12 protein-coding genes are annotated in these 16,320 nt (G+C 55.2%); 2 read left to right on the top strand and 10 right to left on the bottom strand.

What is annotated here, in order from left to right:
• Nucleotide 1: 1 nt before the first annotated feature.
• The 4 genes from M5B44_RS03195 to M5B44_RS03180 all read right to left on the bottom strand — a co-directional run bounded on the left by M5B44_RS03195 (nucleotide 2) and on the right by M5B44_RS03180 (nucleotide 4,969).
• Nucleotides 2–1,039 (bottom strand): ABC transporter ATP-binding protein, encoded by a 1,038-nt coding sequence (locus M5B44_RS03195; RefSeq protein ID WP_248738206.1) that lies wholly within the window; start codon nucleotides 1,037–1,039, stop codon nucleotides 2–4.
• Nucleotides 1,040–1,230: 191 nt separating this feature from the next.
• A complete protein-coding gene (ydcS, locus tag M5B44_RS03190; protein WP_085702557.1) occupies nucleotides 1,231–2,382 on the bottom strand; it encodes a putative ABC transporter substrate-binding protein YdcS in 1,152 nt (383 codons plus the stop codon).
• 82 nt (nucleotides 2,383–2,464) lie between these two features.
• Nucleotides 2,465–3,952 carry a gamma-aminobutyraldehyde dehydrogenase gene (locus tag M5B44_RS03185; RefSeq protein WP_207866804.1) on the bottom strand — a complete coding sequence of 496 codons (1,488 nt, stop codon included), beginning with the start codon at nucleotides 3,950–3,952 and terminating at the stop codon, nucleotides 2,465–2,467.
• A gap of 102 nt (nucleotides 3,953–4,054) precedes the next feature.
• On the bottom strand, nucleotides 4,055–4,969 hold the full coding sequence (locus M5B44_RS03180; RefSeq protein ID WP_007954670.1) for a LysR family transcriptional regulator: 915 nt from the start codon (nucleotides 4,967–4,969) through the stop codon (nucleotides 4,055–4,057).
• A 175-nt stretch (nucleotides 4,970–5,144) separates the two neighbouring features.
• On the opposite strand from M5B44_RS03180, the gene M5B44_RS03175 reads away from it, so the two are divergent.
• Both M5B44_RS03175 and M5B44_RS03170 read left to right on the top strand, forming a co-directional pair.
• Nucleotides 5,145–5,867, top strand: coding sequence for a tellurite resistance TerB family protein (locus tag M5B44_RS03175; RefSeq protein WP_248738205.1), 723 nt, complete (start codon nucleotides 5,145–5,147; stop codon nucleotides 5,865–5,867).
• A gap of 81 nt (nucleotides 5,868–5,948) precedes the next feature.
• Nucleotides 5,949–6,944: a formylglycine-generating enzyme family protein gene (locus M5B44_RS03170; protein ID WP_248738204.1), complete on the top strand. Its 996-nt coding sequence runs from the start codon at nucleotides 5,949–5,951 to the stop codon at nucleotides 6,942–6,944.
• Nucleotides 6,945–7,130: 186 nt separating this feature from the next.
• On the opposite strand, the gene M5B44_RS03165 is transcribed toward M5B44_RS03170, so the two are convergent.
• From M5B44_RS03165 to M5B44_RS03140, 6 genes are all read right to left on the bottom strand, one after another.
• Nucleotides 7,131–8,228, bottom strand: a complete 1,098-nt coding sequence (locus M5B44_RS03165) for a DUF6708 domain-containing protein (RefSeq protein WP_309295633.1) — start codon at nucleotides 8,226–8,228, stop codon at nucleotides 7,131–7,133.
• A 195-nt stretch (nucleotides 8,229–8,423) separates the two neighbouring features.
• On the bottom strand, nucleotides 8,424–9,140 hold the full coding sequence (locus M5B44_RS03160; protein ID WP_248738203.1) for a permease: 717 nt from the start codon (nucleotides 9,138–9,140) through the stop codon (nucleotides 8,424–8,426).
• Between the two features lie 7 nt (nucleotides 9,141–9,147).
• Nucleotides 9,148–12,537 carry a T6SS effector BTH_I2691 family protein gene (locus tag M5B44_RS03155; RefSeq protein ID WP_248738408.1) on the bottom strand — a complete coding sequence of 1,130 codons (3,390 nt, stop codon included), beginning with the start codon at nucleotides 12,535–12,537 and terminating at the stop codon, nucleotides 9,148–9,150.
• Nucleotides 12,530–13,417 carry a DUF4123 domain-containing protein gene (locus M5B44_RS03150; protein ID WP_129973734.1) on the bottom strand — a complete coding sequence of 296 codons (888 nt, stop codon included), beginning with the start codon at nucleotides 13,415–13,417 and terminating at the stop codon, nucleotides 12,530–12,532. Before M5B44_RS03150 ends, M5B44_RS03155 begins: the two co-directional genes overlap by 8 nt.
• Nucleotides 13,414–15,465 (bottom strand): type VI secretion system tip protein TssI/VgrG, encoded by a 2,052-nt coding sequence (gene tssI, locus M5B44_RS03145; RefSeq protein WP_248738202.1) that lies wholly within the window; start codon nucleotides 15,463–15,465, stop codon nucleotides 13,414–13,416. Before tssI ends, M5B44_RS03150 begins: the two co-directional genes overlap by 4 nt.
• A gap of 128 nt (nucleotides 15,466–15,593) precedes the next feature.
• Complete coding sequence (locus M5B44_RS03140; RefSeq protein ID WP_007949952.1) at nucleotides 15,594–16,109, bottom strand: Hcp family type VI secretion system effector; 516 nt, start codon at nucleotides 16,107–16,109, stop codon at nucleotides 15,594–15,596.
• Nucleotides 16,110–16,320 lie beyond the last annotated feature (211 nt).

Raw genomic sequence — 16,320 nt, 5'->3', positions numbered from 1 at the left:
GTCACACCCCGCTCGCAACGGTGTCGTGCAGCGGAATCATCGCTTCCCGTGCCCAGCGTGCACTGATGCGCTGACCGGTCTGGTGCTGCGCGCTGCTGTCGATCCACTGATTGTTGGCGTGGCTGATGCTCAGGGTCTGGCCGTTTTCCAGGGTCAGTTCATAGCGCGTGGCGCTGCCTTGGTACTGGATGTCGTGGAGCAGACCACTGACTTCGATTTCATGGCTGGCCAACGGGCCTTCGGCGAAACGCACGTGTTCCGGGCGGATCGAAAACGGCTGCGGATGGCCGCTGAGCTGACGCGCCAGATCACCGCGAATCACGTTCGAAGTGCCGACGAATTCGGCGACGAAGGTAGTGGTGGGTTTCATGTACAAATTGCGCGGGGTGTCGACCTGCTCGATGCGGCCTTTGTTGAACACGGCCACGCGATCGGACATCGACAGCGCTTCGGTCTGGTCGTGGGTAACGAAGATGAAGGTGATGCCGAGCTGGCGTTGCAGCTTCTTCAGTTCGCTCTGCATCTGTTCGCGCAGCTTCAGATCGAGGGCGCCCAACGGTTCGTCGAGCAGCAAAACTCGTGGACGATTGACCAGGGCGCGGGCGAGGGCGACACGCTGGCGCTGACCGCCGGACAACTGCACCGGTTTACGGGCGCCGTATCCGCCGAGGGCGACCATGTCCAATGCTTCTTCGGCGCGCTTGTGGCGCTCGGTTTTGCTTACGCCTTTCACCTTCAGGCCGTAGGCGACGTTGTCCAGCACGTTCATGTGCGGGAACAGCGCGTAATCCTGAAACACAGTGTTTACATCGCGTTGATAGGGCGGCAGACCGGCGGCCTCGGCGCCGTGAATGCGGATCGAGCCAGCGCTCGGTTGTTCGAACCCGGCGATCAGGCGCAGGCACGTGGTCTTGCCCGAACCGGAGGGGCCGAGCATGGAAAAGAACTCGCCGTCCTGGATGTCGATGGAAACCCGGTCAACGGCCTTCACCTCGCCGAACTGCCGGGAAACGTTGGTGAACTGGACTGCAAGCGTCATGGTGCGGTGCTCCAAAAAGGCGAGGGCCGTCGCAGCGGCCCTGCCTGGACTTCTGAAAAAACTGGATCGTTTGGCGGTGTTTGCCCGTGTTGGCTCACCTGTTTGATGAGGGCGACGCGGTTCGCTTTTAGCTCCCTCTCCCTCCGGGAGAGGGCGGGGGGAAAGGGAGCTCTACCGAGGTGTAATCGGAATCAGCGGCCACCCATAATCGCAATGTAGTCCTGCGTCCACCGGCTATACGGCACAAACTTCCCACCCTCAGCCTGCGGTGTTTTCCAGAAGGCGATCTTGTCGAACTGATCAAACCCGTTGGTCTTGCAACCTTCAGCGCCAAGCAACTCACTGCCCTGGCAAGCCGCCGGAACCGCCGGCAACGAACCGAACCACGCCGCCACATCACCCTGGACTTTCGGTTGCAGCGACCAGTCCATCCACTTGTACGCGCAGTTCGGGTGCTTGGCTTCGGCGTGCAGCATGGTGGTGTCGGCCCAACCGGTGGCGCCTTCTTTTGGCACGGTCGAAGCGATTGGCTGTTTGTCGTTGATCAGGCCGTTGACCTGATACGGCCAGGCGCTGGATGCGACCACGCCTTCGTTCTTGAAATCGCTCATCTGCACGGTGGTGTCGTGCCAGTAGCGGTGGATCAGCTTCTGCTGGGCGCGCAACAGTTCCAGCACGGCTTTGTACTGATCTTCGGTGAGCTGGTACGGATCCTTGATCCCCAACTCAGGCTTGGTGGATTTCAGATAGAGCGCTGCGTCGGCGATATAGATCGGGCCGTCGTAGGCTTGCACGCGACCCTTATTCGGCTTGCCGTCGGGCAGGTTCTGTTCCTCGAACACCACGTTCCAGCTGGTCGGCGCAGTCTTGAACACGTTGGTGTTGTACATCAACACGTTCGGGCCCCACTGGTACGGGGTGCCGTAGGTTTGTTTGTTGACCACGTACCACGGCGCGTCTTTCAGGCGTGGGTCGAGGGATTTCCAGTTCGGGATCAACGCAGTGTTGATCGGCTGCACACGCTTGCCGACGATCAACCGCAGCGAGGCATCGCCCGACGCGGTCACCAGGTCGTAACCGCCCTTGGCCATCAGGCTGACCATTTCGTCGGAGGTGGCGGCGGTTTTCACATTGACCTTGCAGCCGGTTTCCTTCTCGAAACCGGTCACCCAGTCGTAGGCCTTGTCGCTTTCACCGCGTTCGATGTAGCCGGGCCAGGCGACGATATCCAGCTGGCCTTCGCCGGCGCCGACGGCTTTCAGCGGCTCGGCGGCCTGCAGGCTGGCGCTGGCCAGCAGGGCCATGGTGATTGCACTGAGCAGTGCGGTCTTGTGCACGAACATGGTGAACCCTCTTCTTTAAATTATGGTCGGGGCAGTTGTGAACGCGGTGGAGCATGCCGTCAGCGGCTTGTTATTAGCGTAGTCAGAGATGTTGGCCGTGGCGGGCCATGATGTGCCGCACCACGCTGTAGTCCTGCAGCGAATCGCTGGATAAGTCTTTGCCGTAACCGGAGCGTTTCAGGCCGCCGTGGGGCATTTCGCTGACCAGCATGAAATGGCTGTTGATCCAGGTGCAGCCGTATTGCAGGCGCGCGGCGACCTGCATCGCCTTGTCCAGGTTCTGGGTCCACACCGACGAGGCGAGGCCGTACTCCGAGTCGTTGGCCCAGTCCACCGCTTGCGCCAGTTCGTCGAAGCGGGTCACGGTCACCACCGGGCCGAACACTTCGCGCTGGACGATTTCATCGCTCTGTTTGCAACCGGCCAGCAGGGTTGGCTGATAGAAGAACCCGGCACCGGAATGCACCGCCGCACCGGTCACCCGTTCGATGTGCGGTTGCCCGAGGGCGCGCTCGACGAAACTGGCCACCCGGTCGCGCTGGCGGGTGCTGATCAGCGGGCCGATTTCATTGTCGGCATCACGCTTGCCGGCGAAGCGCAGGCTGCTGACCGCCGCGCCGAGTTCGGCGACCAACTTGTCGTGAATCCCGGCCTGGGCGTAGATCCGGCACGCGGCGGTGCAATCCTGCCCGGCGTTGTAATAGCCATAAGTGCGCACGCCTTCGACCACGGCTTTGAGATCCGCATCGTTGCAGACGATCACCGGGGCCTTGCCGCCGAGTTCGAGGTGCGTGCGTTTGAGGGTTTTGGCGGCGGCCTGGAGGATTTTCTGGCCGGTGACGATGTCGCCGGTCAGCGACACCATGCGCACCTTCGGGTGGCCTACCAGGTGACTGCCGACGCCTTCGCCGCCACCGCAGACAATATTGATCACCCCGCGTGGCAGAATCTCGGCCAGTGCCGGAGCCAGCGCCAGGATTGACAGCGGCGTGTGCTCGGACGGTTTGAACACCAGCGTATTGCCGGCGGCAAGGGCCGGGGCGATTTTCCACGCGGCCATCATGATCGGGTAGTTCCACGGCGCAATCGACGCGACGACGCCAATCGGATCGCGGCGCACCATGCTGGTGTAGCCCGGCACGTATTCGCCGCTGAGCTGGCCGGTCTGGCAGCGCACGGCACCGGCGAAAAAGCGGAATACATCGACGGTCGCGGTCAAATCGTCTTGTCGCGCCAGGTGCAGCGGCTTGCCGCAGTTCAGGGCTTCGAGGCGGGCGAGGTGATCGGCGTGCTTTTCGACGGCGTTGGCGATTTCCAGCAGGAAGTTAGAGCGTTGTTGCGGGGTGGTACGCGACCACTCGGCAAAGGCGCGGTGGGCGGCGAGGATGGCGGCTTCGACTTGCTCGGTGCTGGCTTCGGCGATCTGGGTCAGGACTTCGCCGGTGGCCGGGTTGAGGATCGGTTCGACAAATCCTTGCCCAGCGACCAGTTCGCCGTCGATCAGCAACGCGGTGTGCATGTGGGTCTGCGCGCCAGCCATTTTCCGGGATCTCTTTTCTTGTGTGGTCATTTTTGCTCCCGCAGATCCGGGAGCCGACCGTCTTATAGATGCAGCAAGACTAGTGCGCGGCTCCGGGGTCGACAAATTCTAAATACTGAAGGTGGCATTCGATTAAATAGATGGCTTGCGTCCGCCGTGCGGCTGTTCGCGGGCCACAGTCAGGAACGGATCGACCAGCGCGGGTCGCGCGGTGCCGCGACGCCAGGCCAGGCCGACGTCGAGGGTCTGGTTGAGGTCGGCAATCGGTCGGGCTTCGATGATGTCGCCTTCCAGCGACCATGGGCGGTAGGTCATGTCGGGCTGGATCGAAACGCCCAGACCCGCCGCCACCAGACTTCGCACGGCCTCGGTGGAAGCGGTTCTGAGGGTGATCTTCGGTTGCAATCCGGCGCCACGCCAAAGACGTTGGGCATTGCGATCCATCTCGTCGACGTTCAGTTGAATCAGCGGCTCCCGGGCGACATCGGCGAGGTTGATGCTGTCGTGCTCCAGCAGCGGATGCTGGGCCGGCAGCCACAAACGGTGCGGCGAGTGGGTCAGCACTTCGGTCTGCAAGGCGTGGCGGTCTTCGAGGTTGGAGAGGATCAGCACCCCGACATCAATCTCGCCGCTCACCAGCAGATGCTCGATGTACGGCCGCTCGTCCTCCATCACCCGGATCTCGACATTGGGATATGCGCGCTGGAAACGGGTGAGCAAATCCGCCAGGTAATAACCGGCCACCAAACTGGTCACGCCGACGATCAACTGCCCGGCGACCTGATCGGTGCTCTGTTGCAGGCTGCGCTTGGCGTTGTCCACGGTGGCCAGAATCAGGTGCGCCTGGCGCAGGAACTGATGGCCCTGATGGGTGAGCGTCATGCCCTTGGCGTGGCGGTTGAACAGGCTGACGCCGATTTCTTCTTCCAGTTGCTGGATGGCCAGGGTCAGGGTCGATTGGGAAATGAACGCGGTTTGCGCGGCGGCGGAGATCGAGCCGGTCTCGGCCACGGCGATGAAATGGCGGATCTGACGCAAGGTCATCATGGAAGGTTTACCCGGTGGGCGGTTTTTACAGATTGCCTCGAGTGTATATCTATTTTCGCGAATGGCTGCGGTGGGCCAGGCAACATCTGGAAGCACACTCGCACCCAAGTGACGGGCACTTTCGAACTAGGCTGAGAGCCTTATTGATCCGGATAACCCTGTTTGGAGACGGAACATGAACACCCGTGGATTGCTCGATCAACTCCTCAAATCCGGTCAGGAACTGCTGCAGAACAAGGCGGGCGGGGCGCAGAACAAACCGGCTGCCGGTGGGTTGGGCGGCTTGCTGGGCGGATCTTCCAGTAATGGCGCACTCGGCGGTTTACTGTCAGGCGCAGGCGGCGGAGCCCTGGCGGCCGGCGCCATGGGCTTGCTGCTGGGCAGCAAAAAGGCCCGCAAGGTTGGCGGTAAAGTCGCCCTCTACGGCGGCCTCGCCGCACTGGGCGTGATCGCCTATAAAGCCTACGGCAACTGGAACGCCCAGAAAGGCACCGCCCCACAAAGCGAACCGCAAACCCTCGATCGCCTGCCACCGGCGCAAGTCGAACAACACAGCCAGGCCATCCTCAAGGCCCTGGTCGCCGCCGCCAAGGCCGACGGCCACATCGACGACCGCGAACGCCAGCTGATCGAAGGCGAATTCACCAAACTCGACAACGATCAGGAACTCAAGTACTGGCTCCACGCCGAACTCAACAAACCCCTCGACCCCACCGACGTCGCCCGCGCGGCGAGTACGCCGGAAATGGCCGCCGAGATGTACGTGGCGAGCGTGATGATGGTGGATGAGGAGAACTTCATGGAAAAGAGCTATCTGGATGAACTGGCGCGGCAGCTGAAGCTGGAGCCGGGGTTGAAGGTTGAGTTGGAGAGGCAGGTGAGGGTGGCTTTGGTGTAAGCGGAGGTATTCAGGTTTTTATGAGACAGGGCAGGGGATGTTAAGGTTTGGCCTTTGACGCACCTTATAAGGATATTGCCCGTGTTACGTCAGTTTGTGCTCGCCCTCCCGGCCATGTTTTTTCTGGCCGGTTGCGGGGCCGAGTCCGGCTCATTGCCAGTCAGCAAGAGCCTGACACCGGAAAAAGTCGCGTCGATTGCGGTAACCATCAAAAACAAGTATCCGAACCTCTCCAGCGATCTGCGCGAAAAGGTCCTTACCACCGTCGTTCAGTCGATTGACAACATGGTGTTTGTCGAGGGGGGACAGTTTGATATGGGCGACTTTGGCTGGGCTTGTGAATACGATGAAACGGATGTTTGTACCTGGCCTTGCGGGCTGGAGCCGGAGCAGCTTTGTAATATCAGCAGTAATGGCGATGATGACTTTGTTCATCCGGTCAAATTGAGTTCCTATCATTTTTCAAAGTTTCAAGTCTCGCTGGGTGATTTCGATTTGTTCTTTATTGCAAACGGAAAACCTCTGTTTGATGCTGAGAAGCGCGAGCGTGAGGATTTGAAGTTTCGCTATCAACGTGATTTGCCTGCATTTACTAAAACTTGGCAAGAGTCGAAGGATTATTGTCACTGGATTGCCAATCTTAGTGGTTATTCGGTGGATTTGCCTACCGAGGCGCAGTGGGAATTTGCTGCCCGTAATCGCGGGCAACATATTCTTTTTCCTACTGATACAGGTAGTTTGAGTTTTGGGAAAAACTATCCTGTGGACGGAGGCGGTAGAACGTTTTCAATTGCTAAATTTCCACCCAGTCCACTGGGTATTTACAGTCTTGCAGGTAACGCGACTGACTGGGTTAATGATTGGTACGGTGAGGAATACTACCGACAGTCACCAGTGGAAAATCCTCAAGGACCGGACAAAGGTACATATAAGGTTAAGCGAGGCTCCTACTATCCAGAAGGCCCAATGTCCGCCGCCTCAGTAGTTAGACGCTGGCCGGATAAACCAGAACAGGAAGCCTATTATCCTGGTACTGGTTTTCGCTGCGCTATTCAGTCAGAGGGACGTCTGCAGTGACTGCTTCTTTCAAGCGTTTTTTTGCATTGGTGAGGATGTTAATGTTGGTCTGGCGGTAGCGATGCTCTTAGACGTTTTAGGATGATAAGGATGTTGTCAGTTTTGCAAGAAAAGGTGACAGATTTATTTTCCACAAAGTACATCTGTCACCCTGTCATCTTTTACTCTCTTGGCTCCTACGCTTCTTTAATTATGCTGTGCTTCCTGTTCGGTCGATGAGCGCTCTAGATCTATTTTGAAGTAACTCATGAAATCTTGACCACGAGCAAAAGCTTTTTCGATTTTTGCTGATTGTTCTTTCAATGCTGGGCTCGGTTGTGCCCACTGTTCGGGTGGGAGCTCTTCAGACCATCTTTCAACCGACTCGGGGAATCCTTTCATGCTGTAGCGGTAATCCCATTCCGCTATCCAGTACGGAAGACGCCACCACGTAATCAAATGAGTCAAATACCACCATGCCACACCCGGTGCAGAGCGCTCCTTGTGTCGGTACTCCTCTCGCATGTCATCGCGTTCTTTATTGAAACTATGACTACCCTCAAAAGGGGCCTTGCCGGGGCAGAATTGAGTGCCTTTTTCCATGTAGATGCGGATGGCTTCCCATTTTCCTAACCCATGAGTAGGTGTCATTACCTCTTGATTCAGAAAGTGTACCGTATCAGCTTTGGGGTTATCGATGGCCATGCCAAAGGTATAATTTCTCATTACACCTACTCCCGTAACGCCCGTACTTATTGAAAGCCAGGCGACAGTATCTTCCCAAGGTTGGATTATCGGTTCATCAGAGCCGTCAGGGAAAAAACAGACTTCACGCCGTTGGCGATTAAAGCGAATTGGACGAGCCCTCGATTTTTTGAGGGTACTGCTAATTACCACATAGCTACCGAGGATTGCCACTCCTCCAGCGCACCAGATAGATAGTCGCAGGCCAAACTCAAAAAAATCGCTAAAGTACCACCAGAAACTGCGACCAAAGGGATTATTGATTCCAGCGAGACCTGCAAGCGTTGGAACGATTAATAAACATGATATGAGTACGAGCATTACACTTGCGATCATCACTCTCGCTTGGAATGCCTTGTTCACATTACTGCTGCCTACATCAAGAAACGTATCGTTTACTTCAATGAAGCTTCCTCCCAAATCCATGGGCGTTTGCCCTGTCGGAATTGGTTTCGGTGACAAAAAAATGGCTTCACCTGTAGCGAAGCGCCGGCGTTCTCCCGCAAAAGGTCGGTTTTGTTTGAAATCAAACTCATCGTTTTTCTTAAGGTTCGAATACATGCTTTCAACCTGTCGGGTTTGGAGAACTCAAGGCTTCACTGTTGATTACTAACCATGGAGCATCGGGTGCTCGAGTTCGTAGTGCTGCAAATTGAGAAAAAGGTGATAGATCCATTTGTTGGAAAGTGGACCTGTCACCTTTCTGTCATTTATATATTTAGATAAGTAGTCAGTGTAACCATGAGGTTTTAATAATCACCATTGCCAGCTTTTTTCTGTGTATATGGCGCTGCTTGGTAGTACTGTTTTTAAAATCTTCAAGTAACGATCGAATGTGGCCGTTTCTTGGAAGCGTGCTTCGAATCCCACTGATTGGTTGGTTCTATGGGTGACTATCATCAGTCTAGACCGATCTACAGTTACAAAGTTGTATTCCGCCCAAGGGGAACTGCGCGAGTTGGTTATGTTGTTTTTCCAGCCGAGAAGGAATTTTGCTGCTCCTAGCGTCATAGCTGCCGGGCCGATCATAAAGGCTAAGGATCCTGTATAAATCGCAACGCCTGAGAAAAATAATATTATAAAAATAGCGAGGCTTTTGAAAATGGTTCCGGAGGATTTTGGATAATTCCGAAAATATTCGACTTTCCCATGGTTCGCTGTAATGGAGTAATTGAATACTGTTTTTTGGCGTAATATAAGTATGAAGTAGATGGTTAGTGCGTACGAAAATACATACGCCGAGAAAAGTCCAAGCATATATTGTGGCAGGTTGTTCCAAGCGATGGCCGTTACAAAAATATTCATTAGCGTCGCGCCAGCAAAGAGCCAAAGCTGTGCTTTCATGATTTCTTTAGGTGGAGATTTTATTGTTTTTGTCGACCATTCCATAAGGACGCGTTCATGTGCATTTGATTTTTCTTCAACGGCTCGGCATGAAGTCTGGTTGAATGAGTTGTCACTGGGTTTTGTCATGTTCGTATTATTCCGCTACGGCCAGGATCATCGCGCCTTTACGACTAACAGATTTTACTTGAAGCTCTGTAATGCTCAGTCCGTCGACGGAGGTGCTTCCTACTTTGTCAAGCTCTAATTGGTAGAGGTAACCTTGATCTTCAACGCCAGCTGCTAAAACGTTTGTAGGATACCAAATTTGCAATTCAATAAAGTCAGCACTTTTGTCAACCGGGATCCATGTCCGCCAGACGATGTCTTGGCCGGAGGCAGGCATTGGCGGAAAGCGCGCAGCGCGTACATCCGCAGTGTATGGTGAGTTTGTGTCTGTGCCAAATGCACTGGTGCTCGTAAATTGCCCTTTGTCCAGAAACGGATCTTGTACAGGATCATCCATTTTTCTAACAGGTAGCAGGGGTAGAATACGTTTGCTATCGATCACATTAAATTGGATGAGTTGACCGCGTACTGCACTTGGCAATCGAAGATGTACCCAAGCTCCATTCAGTACTTCTTCGTTTTGATATCCAAATCTTCCTCTGAATACGCGCCTGGTATCGAAAGTGCTCTTAACGTAGATCTGTGGGCTTAGTTGAATTTCCAGCAAAGCACGCTTTTCCTCCGCTTGGCCTTCAAGAGTAGACTGGTACTGCAACTCTTTTGAGCGTGACCAACAACATTTTCGCAACCACCAGCCCACACCGTCCGATTTGAAATAATTAAGTGCCAGCGTCGCTGCCAAATAGACAGCGCCAAGTACCAGCATCGCAACTGCAAACCAAGGATTCATGACTAATACAACCATGTCACCTGCAAGTGTTACTCCTGTAAGTAACTGTGCAATCCCTGCGATTCCCATTCCAAATACGGCGAGGCCTTTCACCCACATTGCGGCCTTTTCCTCGGAACTTCTCGCGTTTCCATAATCGTCTTGGATATCCCATATCTCGAGAATTGTGGAAATGACTGCAAATGCCCCCATTGCGACCATTCTTCGGCTGAAAGCACGGACAGTCGCTGCCCACGCTGCCTTGCCTTCTGCCGTCCAGAACGCTGCTGATCTGCTTAATATTCCGACTTCCACTTCGTCAATTAAAACCGGGGCCGCATTTTTTATCGTTTTCCAAGGAGTTTCGACAAAAACCGCCATCAGTAAGTTGAAGCTGTATCCCAATCCGTAGCTTATTTTGGCGACGTCTTTTTTACTGAACTGGCCGTCTTTTGTAAGGTCGCGGTAAGTGAGGGCGGTGTTTATAAAGTTCAGCAGCACTACGCCCCAAACTATTGCTCCTGCATTCAATCCCCACTTTTCGCTCCAGGCTTTGGCTTTTGCTTGCCAGTTTTTCACGACGTCTGCACGGGAGGAGGCAAAATTCTTGATCTCTTCTCTTAGCAGTTCCGCGTACTTGTTGTTTTGGTAGTCGAGTATTCCTGGCATGTTCAATTCATGCATTTGCAGTTTTGCTTCCTGCTGCTGCAATACGCGAGCGAGATTCTTTCGTTTTCCAGGTCGGTCCGGATAGATCCACTGTTTACGTGTATCAGCAATTTTTTTGTTCAACAACAGCCATTCGTTTTTCCAGGTCCTGAGCTTCTCAGAAACTTTTATATCAATCGCTGGGCGATCTGGTGAGTTAATTAAAACTTGTCCGATCATTAGGTTTCTAATGAGAGCGCTGATGTTCTGGTTTTTTCCCAAGGCCATTCGGCTATCTGATGGGATCAGTGCTATAAGAATGGACTCTGCAGTTGCTTTACCTTCTTTGCTCGCTAGTTCACGCAAAGCTTTGAACGTGTCTTGAACAGGCTTTTTTAATGCCTGCATCCAGGGCTTTTCAGCGAACCCGTCTTGGTTCAGTACACTGTTAAACTCACCAACTCTCGTTGCAAGCGTGGTCATATCCCCCATGCCATTAAGCAAAATATTGGCTTGTGTATCCAAAGCGTCTTTCAGAGCAGGTGAAAAACCATATCGAACAGTGCCGAAGAGGCTTTCTGCATTAGCGTCTTCTTTTGCAAGCCAAATACTCGAGTTTGCGTCTTGGCAGTATATTGAGAGGAGACTCGCCACTGTCTCCTGGAGGTATAAAAGCTGTTTCTTGTTCGTAGTGTCGATGAACAATCGTAGAGGGTCGTTGCCTACGTATTTGGCCAGGGCTTGAAAGTCATTCTGGGTGTTATGAATGTTTTTAAGCAGAGCTTCACCATCGCCTTGATAGGTCTGGATATAAGCGTGGGCTCCATCAAGATCAATTTCGCGTCGCCATTTACTTCGATCAGACCAAGCCTGATAGTCAGATTCCGTTGGAGACTGACCATATTTTGATTTGATTGCATCCGCCATTTCAAAGGACTTGAAGCTTCCCGGCAATGTGATAGCCGTGTTTGTGCCGCCCATGGCGCTAAGAACGGATTGAGTATTTTCATGCTCTCTTTGAGCATAATAAGCATCCAAATCCCGTTGGAATTCCCGTGTTTTCGACGCGTCCCCGCGGATAGATGCTGGCAGTTTGTCCGGGGCCACGCTTGCACCGCACAACGCCTCCACTGTTTGAGCAATCTGTATTTTATGTTCGTGTTTTTGCTTCCAGGCCTCATAAGCGGCTTGATCGGCAGCTAATTGCATACCGATGTCATTCAAAATGGCTATTGGATCATCTAGAACAATAGCTAGAGCACTTTCTTTGTCAGGTACACTACCTGTCCAATAAGTATCAGCTGCCAATGTGCTGAAAATCGCTTTGCCGTTCGATTTACCTTCGGTCGCGTAGGGTGGAATGGCTGAGTCAGCGAGTCGTTTATCGGAAATTACTGCTCCCTTATCAACATCGGCAACTGCGTCAGCAAGCGACACCAGAGGTAAGGTTTCAGCCGCTGACATGCTGATGCAATAACTCGGCAGGTCGAGGTTTTTCATCCACTGTTTACGGCTGCCAGGATTTGATCTCATATGCTCGCATACACGCCAAGTCCACTGAACCGGAGAGTACGCAATATGCAGCTTGTTCTTACGCGGATATATCAGATGGCTTTTGCTTTCTCCGGAGGCTTTACGCTCGTCTTTACCGGTGTCAGCGTCACTCAGTTGTACTCGGGTTAATACACCGTGAGTAGCGGAAAATTCGTATTCGTGAAAGGTTTTTGCGGTTTCGTCGTAAACGTAGACATAGCCGTCGTAAAGCTGGCGCAAAGTGTAGTTACGTGTTTTCAGCGCAGGTAGTACTGCCCACATACCAGACTTCAATAATGGTTTGAGCTTTTTCGGATCTTCATCGTATCGAGAGCGATCCAGCGCATAGCGCATCGGAACGATTGCTACATCGGGGCCGGTGAGGGGGCAGCCGCCGGTGGCTTGTGCTGTTGTGGTGGGGAAACAGGCGTTGCGCTGTTGTTGGAGTGTTCCGCTCTTTTCAGCCATTTGCAGTGTCCTTTGCTTCCAGCGCTTGCTGGCGATAATCATCCAGTGCTTCGATACGCAGTTCCGGTGCCAAACGCCCTTTGTCTGGGTTTTGGCTCAACCACTCTTGATAGGGGCTGTCAGGGCGAGTGGTGAAGTCTCTTCCCCAGTCGACGCAGGTTTCCGCCCATGTTACCAGTCCTCGTTCGCTGACCAGTCCCCAGGCGCTGCCGCTGTCTAGAACGTGTTCAAGCCACCACTCAGTTTGATCGCTGTTCAACAGTGAAAATGTTTGAGCGTCACGGGTGTTCAACCAAGTGTACAAGCGCTCTTTGAACTGCCATCGATAAGCGAGTTCCAGAGCCGCGATTTGTTGCTCGCCGAGCAGGGCAAAATTTTTGTCACGAGGGTCCTTTGACTGCGGTCTCGCGAACGGCGTAATCGGTGCATCGCTCGCAGAGCACCAGGTGTGGACCGGTGCCTTGATCCAAATAGTCTCTACAGGTCCCAGCACGTGACTGAGATGTTCCGGCCCGTAGCTAGAAAGCCAGTGATGCATGACAAGGGGATCGGCGAAACGTAAAAGACCTTCGCCGCCGTTCACGTCCGGCGGACAGATAAAATGTCGTAGGTGATCTGCTATTTCAGTTAGTGAAGCGCGGCTGAATAACGGACACGAATCGGCTTGAGTCAGGTGATTTTGCTGCCAGTCTCTGAGGACGGAAGAGTTCCCCTGCGGCTTCACGAGTATTGGCCCCAGATCTTTCAATTCCGTCCATCGCGTCCCCAAGTACACCGGCTCGATCTCTAACGGTTCGCCGAGCTGATAAAGACTTGGGATCGCATCAGGACGCAGAACCCCGTCGATCAGCAAAAAGTTGGCGTTCGACGGGTAGTTCATTTGGCGGCGTCCTTCGCTGCTTGCGCGGCAGCTTTCTCACAAATCTCACAACGTGGCGTGCCCCGTATCAACGCCTGCCGCTGCGCCGGCACCAACAATTTCCCAGCCTTGTCCGCATCCGCCTGCTTCAACGGCCCCGGCATCAACGGCGCCGCCCCGGTCCCGCTCCCCGGCCCACCACCGGAGTTGATGTTGATCGCCGGCCCGCTCATGGTCACGCCGCCGCCATCGATCTTGATGAAGCTGCCACCGCCGACCAGCGTCAGTTCGGCCCCGGCTTCCAGCACCACTTTCATGCCGCTGCTCAGGTGAATTTCCTGCCCGGCGTCGATGAACTGTCCGGTGCCGATCTTGATGTGCTGGTTCACGCCCACGGTGAGGTGGTCGTTGGCGCGGGCTTCGACTTTGCGGTCTTCGTAGACGGTGTGGTGTTCTTCGGCCTTGAATTCCGTGTAGCTGTTCTTTTCCACGACGTCGTGGCGTTCGTTGCCGACGCGGATTTTCTGGTCGTGTTCGATGTTCTCGTCCCAGTCGCGCTGGGCGTGGAGGAAGATCTGTTCCTGGCCTTTCTTGTCTTCGATGCGCAGTTCGTTGAAGCCGCCACCGCCCATCGAGCTCAGGGTCTTGAAGGTAGTGCGGGTCTTGTTCGCCGGCAGCGCGTAGGGGACGGTGTTTTCCTTGTGGTACAGGCAGCCGCTGATCAGCGGCTGGTCGGGGTCGCCTTCGAGGAAGGTGACCAGCACTTCCATGCCGATGCGCGGGATGGCGATGCCGCCGTATTGGGCGCCGGCCCAGGCGCTGGAGACGCGCAGCCAGCAGCTGGTCTTGTCATCGGCGAGGCCGTCGCGGTCCCAGTGGAACTGCACTTTCACCCGGCCGTATTCGTCGCAGTGGATTTCCTGGCCTTGCGGCCCGGTGACCACAGCGCTCTGGCTGCCGAGGATGCGCGGTTTCGGGTGGCGCAGGGGCGGGCGGTTCGGCACGTCCCACGGGGTGGCCTGGAAGCGGTTGCGGTAGCCCTGGTGGAAATCGTCTTTCAGCGCCGTGGTGTCACTGGTCACCGACTCTTCCAGCACTTGCGGCTGTTTGCCTTCGTGCAAGACTTCGGTGAGCAGCCAGAGGTCGTTCCACTTGGCTTTCGGGTGTTCTTTCAGCGCGAGGAAATGGCCGCTGACCAGCAATGGCTGATCGCTGCGACCCTCGGCGAGCTGGAAGTCGCTGCGGTGACGTTCGAGGGCGCGTTTGGCCAGGTGCTTGCCGCGTTCGCGGTCGACGAAACGGCCCGGGTAATCGTAGTCCTCGAGGTCGGGCAGGGCGTCGCCACGGTTTTCGCTTTCGAGGGTGATCCGGGGTTTTTCGAAGTCGTAATCGCGCCGGGTGGTGCGGCTGGTGCGGGTTTCCAGGCGCAGGTCGAAACGCTTGATCACCGGGTCGCTGGCGACCATGCCGGAGTCTTGTTGATAGGCCACCGGCGCCAGTTTGTGGAACACCGTCTGGTCATCGCCGAACACCAGTTTGTGCGCCGTGGCACTGTGCTGGAAGTGGTAGTGAATGCCTTCTTCTTCGCACAGGCGCTGGATGAAATGCAGGTCCGACTCGTCGTACTGCACGCAGTAGAGGCGGTCGGGGTAGATCGACCCGGTCTGGAATTCGTAGGCGTTGCCCTGGATACCGTGTTCTTCGAGAACCTTGCCGATGATTTTCGGCACGCTGAGGTTCTGGAAGATCCGCTGGTTGATCCGGTGCGCCAGGTACGAAAGTTGCGGGCGCAGGGTCACGGAGTAGCGCGTCAGGCGCTTGCCGGAATCGCCTTGCGCGGCGCGGTCGATCAGGCCGTGGATGCCGCTGCCGTCGGGCGACAGCTGCAGGAAGGCCGGTTTGTGCAGCAGGGTTTCGAGGTCCAGCGACGGCTGCTCACTGACCAGCTCCACCTCGAAGGCAAACGGCTGGCTGATGGCTTCCCGACCGGTGAGGGTAAACACCTGGAAATCGGCGGAAAGCCCTTCGATGGTCAGGGCAAAGTGGGTTTCATTGGCCGGCGCGAACATCCCTTGTTCCTCGTGCTGTACAGCGGCGCCCGTCGACCGCAAGAGCGGTCAACGCGCGCGAAATTCTGGAGGGGCGTAAACAACATCGACCAGCAGAGCTGGCCGATGCTTGAAACGATCAGCCGTAATTAAACGACTGGAGCACGCCAGTCATCGGAACCCGAAGTACCGGAGACTTCGTGGGTCCAGGTGATTTTGCGGTAGGTGAACTGCACTTCTTCCAGGTGGGTGAAGTGCGCGTTGCCTGGATCCTGGCAGTTGTGCATCTTGTTGTTGATGGCGACGATGATCGCGTCTTCCAGTTTGGTGGTGTAGTAGTGCTCTTGGGTACCTTGAGCCGAAGTGCGGTACCACTGGATAACGATTTCGCTCATGCGCTCGCCGGAGGTCAGAGCGGCTTGCAGCAGAGGCGAAGCCTTGTCGTAGACTTTGGTGATCACGACTGGCTTGTGCACGCGCTGACCGGTTGGCTGACCGGATTGCGGGTCACGCGGGATGATCACGTCGTGGGTGAAAGCCTGAACCATGACCTGGTCTTCGTGGCCTTCCTGATAGGTGTTGCCAACGGAGTCGGCGGTGAAGGCGCCGGCAGTGATCAGGCCTTGTTTTTCGCCGGTAACCGACATGTACGCTGGTGTTGCCATGGGAGGTGCTCCTTGCGGATAAAGTTAGGGTGCCCGGGAGGCGAAATCGCCCGGTGGGTGCCAAAGCTATATCAAGGACCGTGCCAGGTTTTCCAAAGTCTCCGTGATACGGGGCTGAAACTGCTGTTTAGTGCATGTTTCAAGATGTTTCATGCCAAATTCAGGCTAAAAGTGCGCAACTTCTTGCGCAGTGGTGTGCAAGAAGTTGCGC

Source organism: Pseudomonas sp. MWU12-2029 (genome assembly GCF_023242425.1).
Lineage (GTDB): Bacteria > Pseudomonadota > Gammaproteobacteria > Pseudomonadales > Pseudomonadaceae > Aquipseudomonas > Aquipseudomonas kribbensis.
The sequence above is the reverse complement of the archived record's forward strand: the minus strand, read 5'-3'. Positions and strand labels throughout refer to the sequence as shown.

Excerpts from the sequence above, each read along its gene's own strand:
- M5B44_RS03195 (WP_248738206.1), bottom strand. The coding sequence starts at position 1,039 with ATGACGCTTGCAGTCCAGTTCACCAACGTTTCCCGGCAGTTCGGCGAG.
- ydcS (WP_085702557.1), bottom strand. The coding sequence starts at position 2,382 with ATGTTCGTGCACAAGACCGCACTGCTCAGTGCAATCACCATGGCCCTG.
- M5B44_RS03185 (WP_207866804.1), bottom strand. The coding sequence starts at position 3,952 with ATGACCACACAAGAAAAGAGATCCCGGAAAATGGCTGGCGCGCAGACC.
- M5B44_RS03180 (WP_007954670.1), bottom strand. The coding sequence starts at position 4,969 with ATGATGACCTTGCGTCAGATCCGCCATTTCATCGCCGTGGCCGAGACC.
- M5B44_RS03175 (WP_248738205.1), top strand. The coding sequence starts at position 5,145 with ATGAACACCCGTGGATTGCTCGATCAACTCCTCAAATCCGGTCAGGAA.
- M5B44_RS03165 (WP_309295633.1), bottom strand. The coding sequence starts at position 8,228 with ATGTATTCGAACCTTAAGAAAAACGATGAGTTTGATTTCAAACAAAAC.
- M5B44_RS03160 (WP_248738203.1), bottom strand. The coding sequence starts at position 9,140 with ATGACAAAACCCAGTGACAACTCATTCAACCAGACTTCATGCCGAGCC.
- M5B44_RS03155 (WP_248738408.1), bottom strand. The coding sequence starts at position 12,537 with ATGGCTGAAAAGAGCGGAACACTCCAACAACAGCGCAACGCCTGTTTC.
- M5B44_RS03150 (WP_129973734.1), bottom strand. The coding sequence starts at position 13,417 with ATGAACTACCCGTCGAACGCCAACTTTTTGCTGATCGACGGGGTTCTG.
- tssI (WP_248738202.1), bottom strand. The coding sequence starts at position 15,465 with ATGTTCGCGCCGGCCAATGAAACCCACTTTGCCCTGACCATCGAAGGG.
- M5B44_RS03140 (WP_007949952.1), bottom strand. The coding sequence starts at position 16,109 with ATGGCAACACCAGCGTACATGTCGGTTACCGGCGAAAAACAAGGCCTG.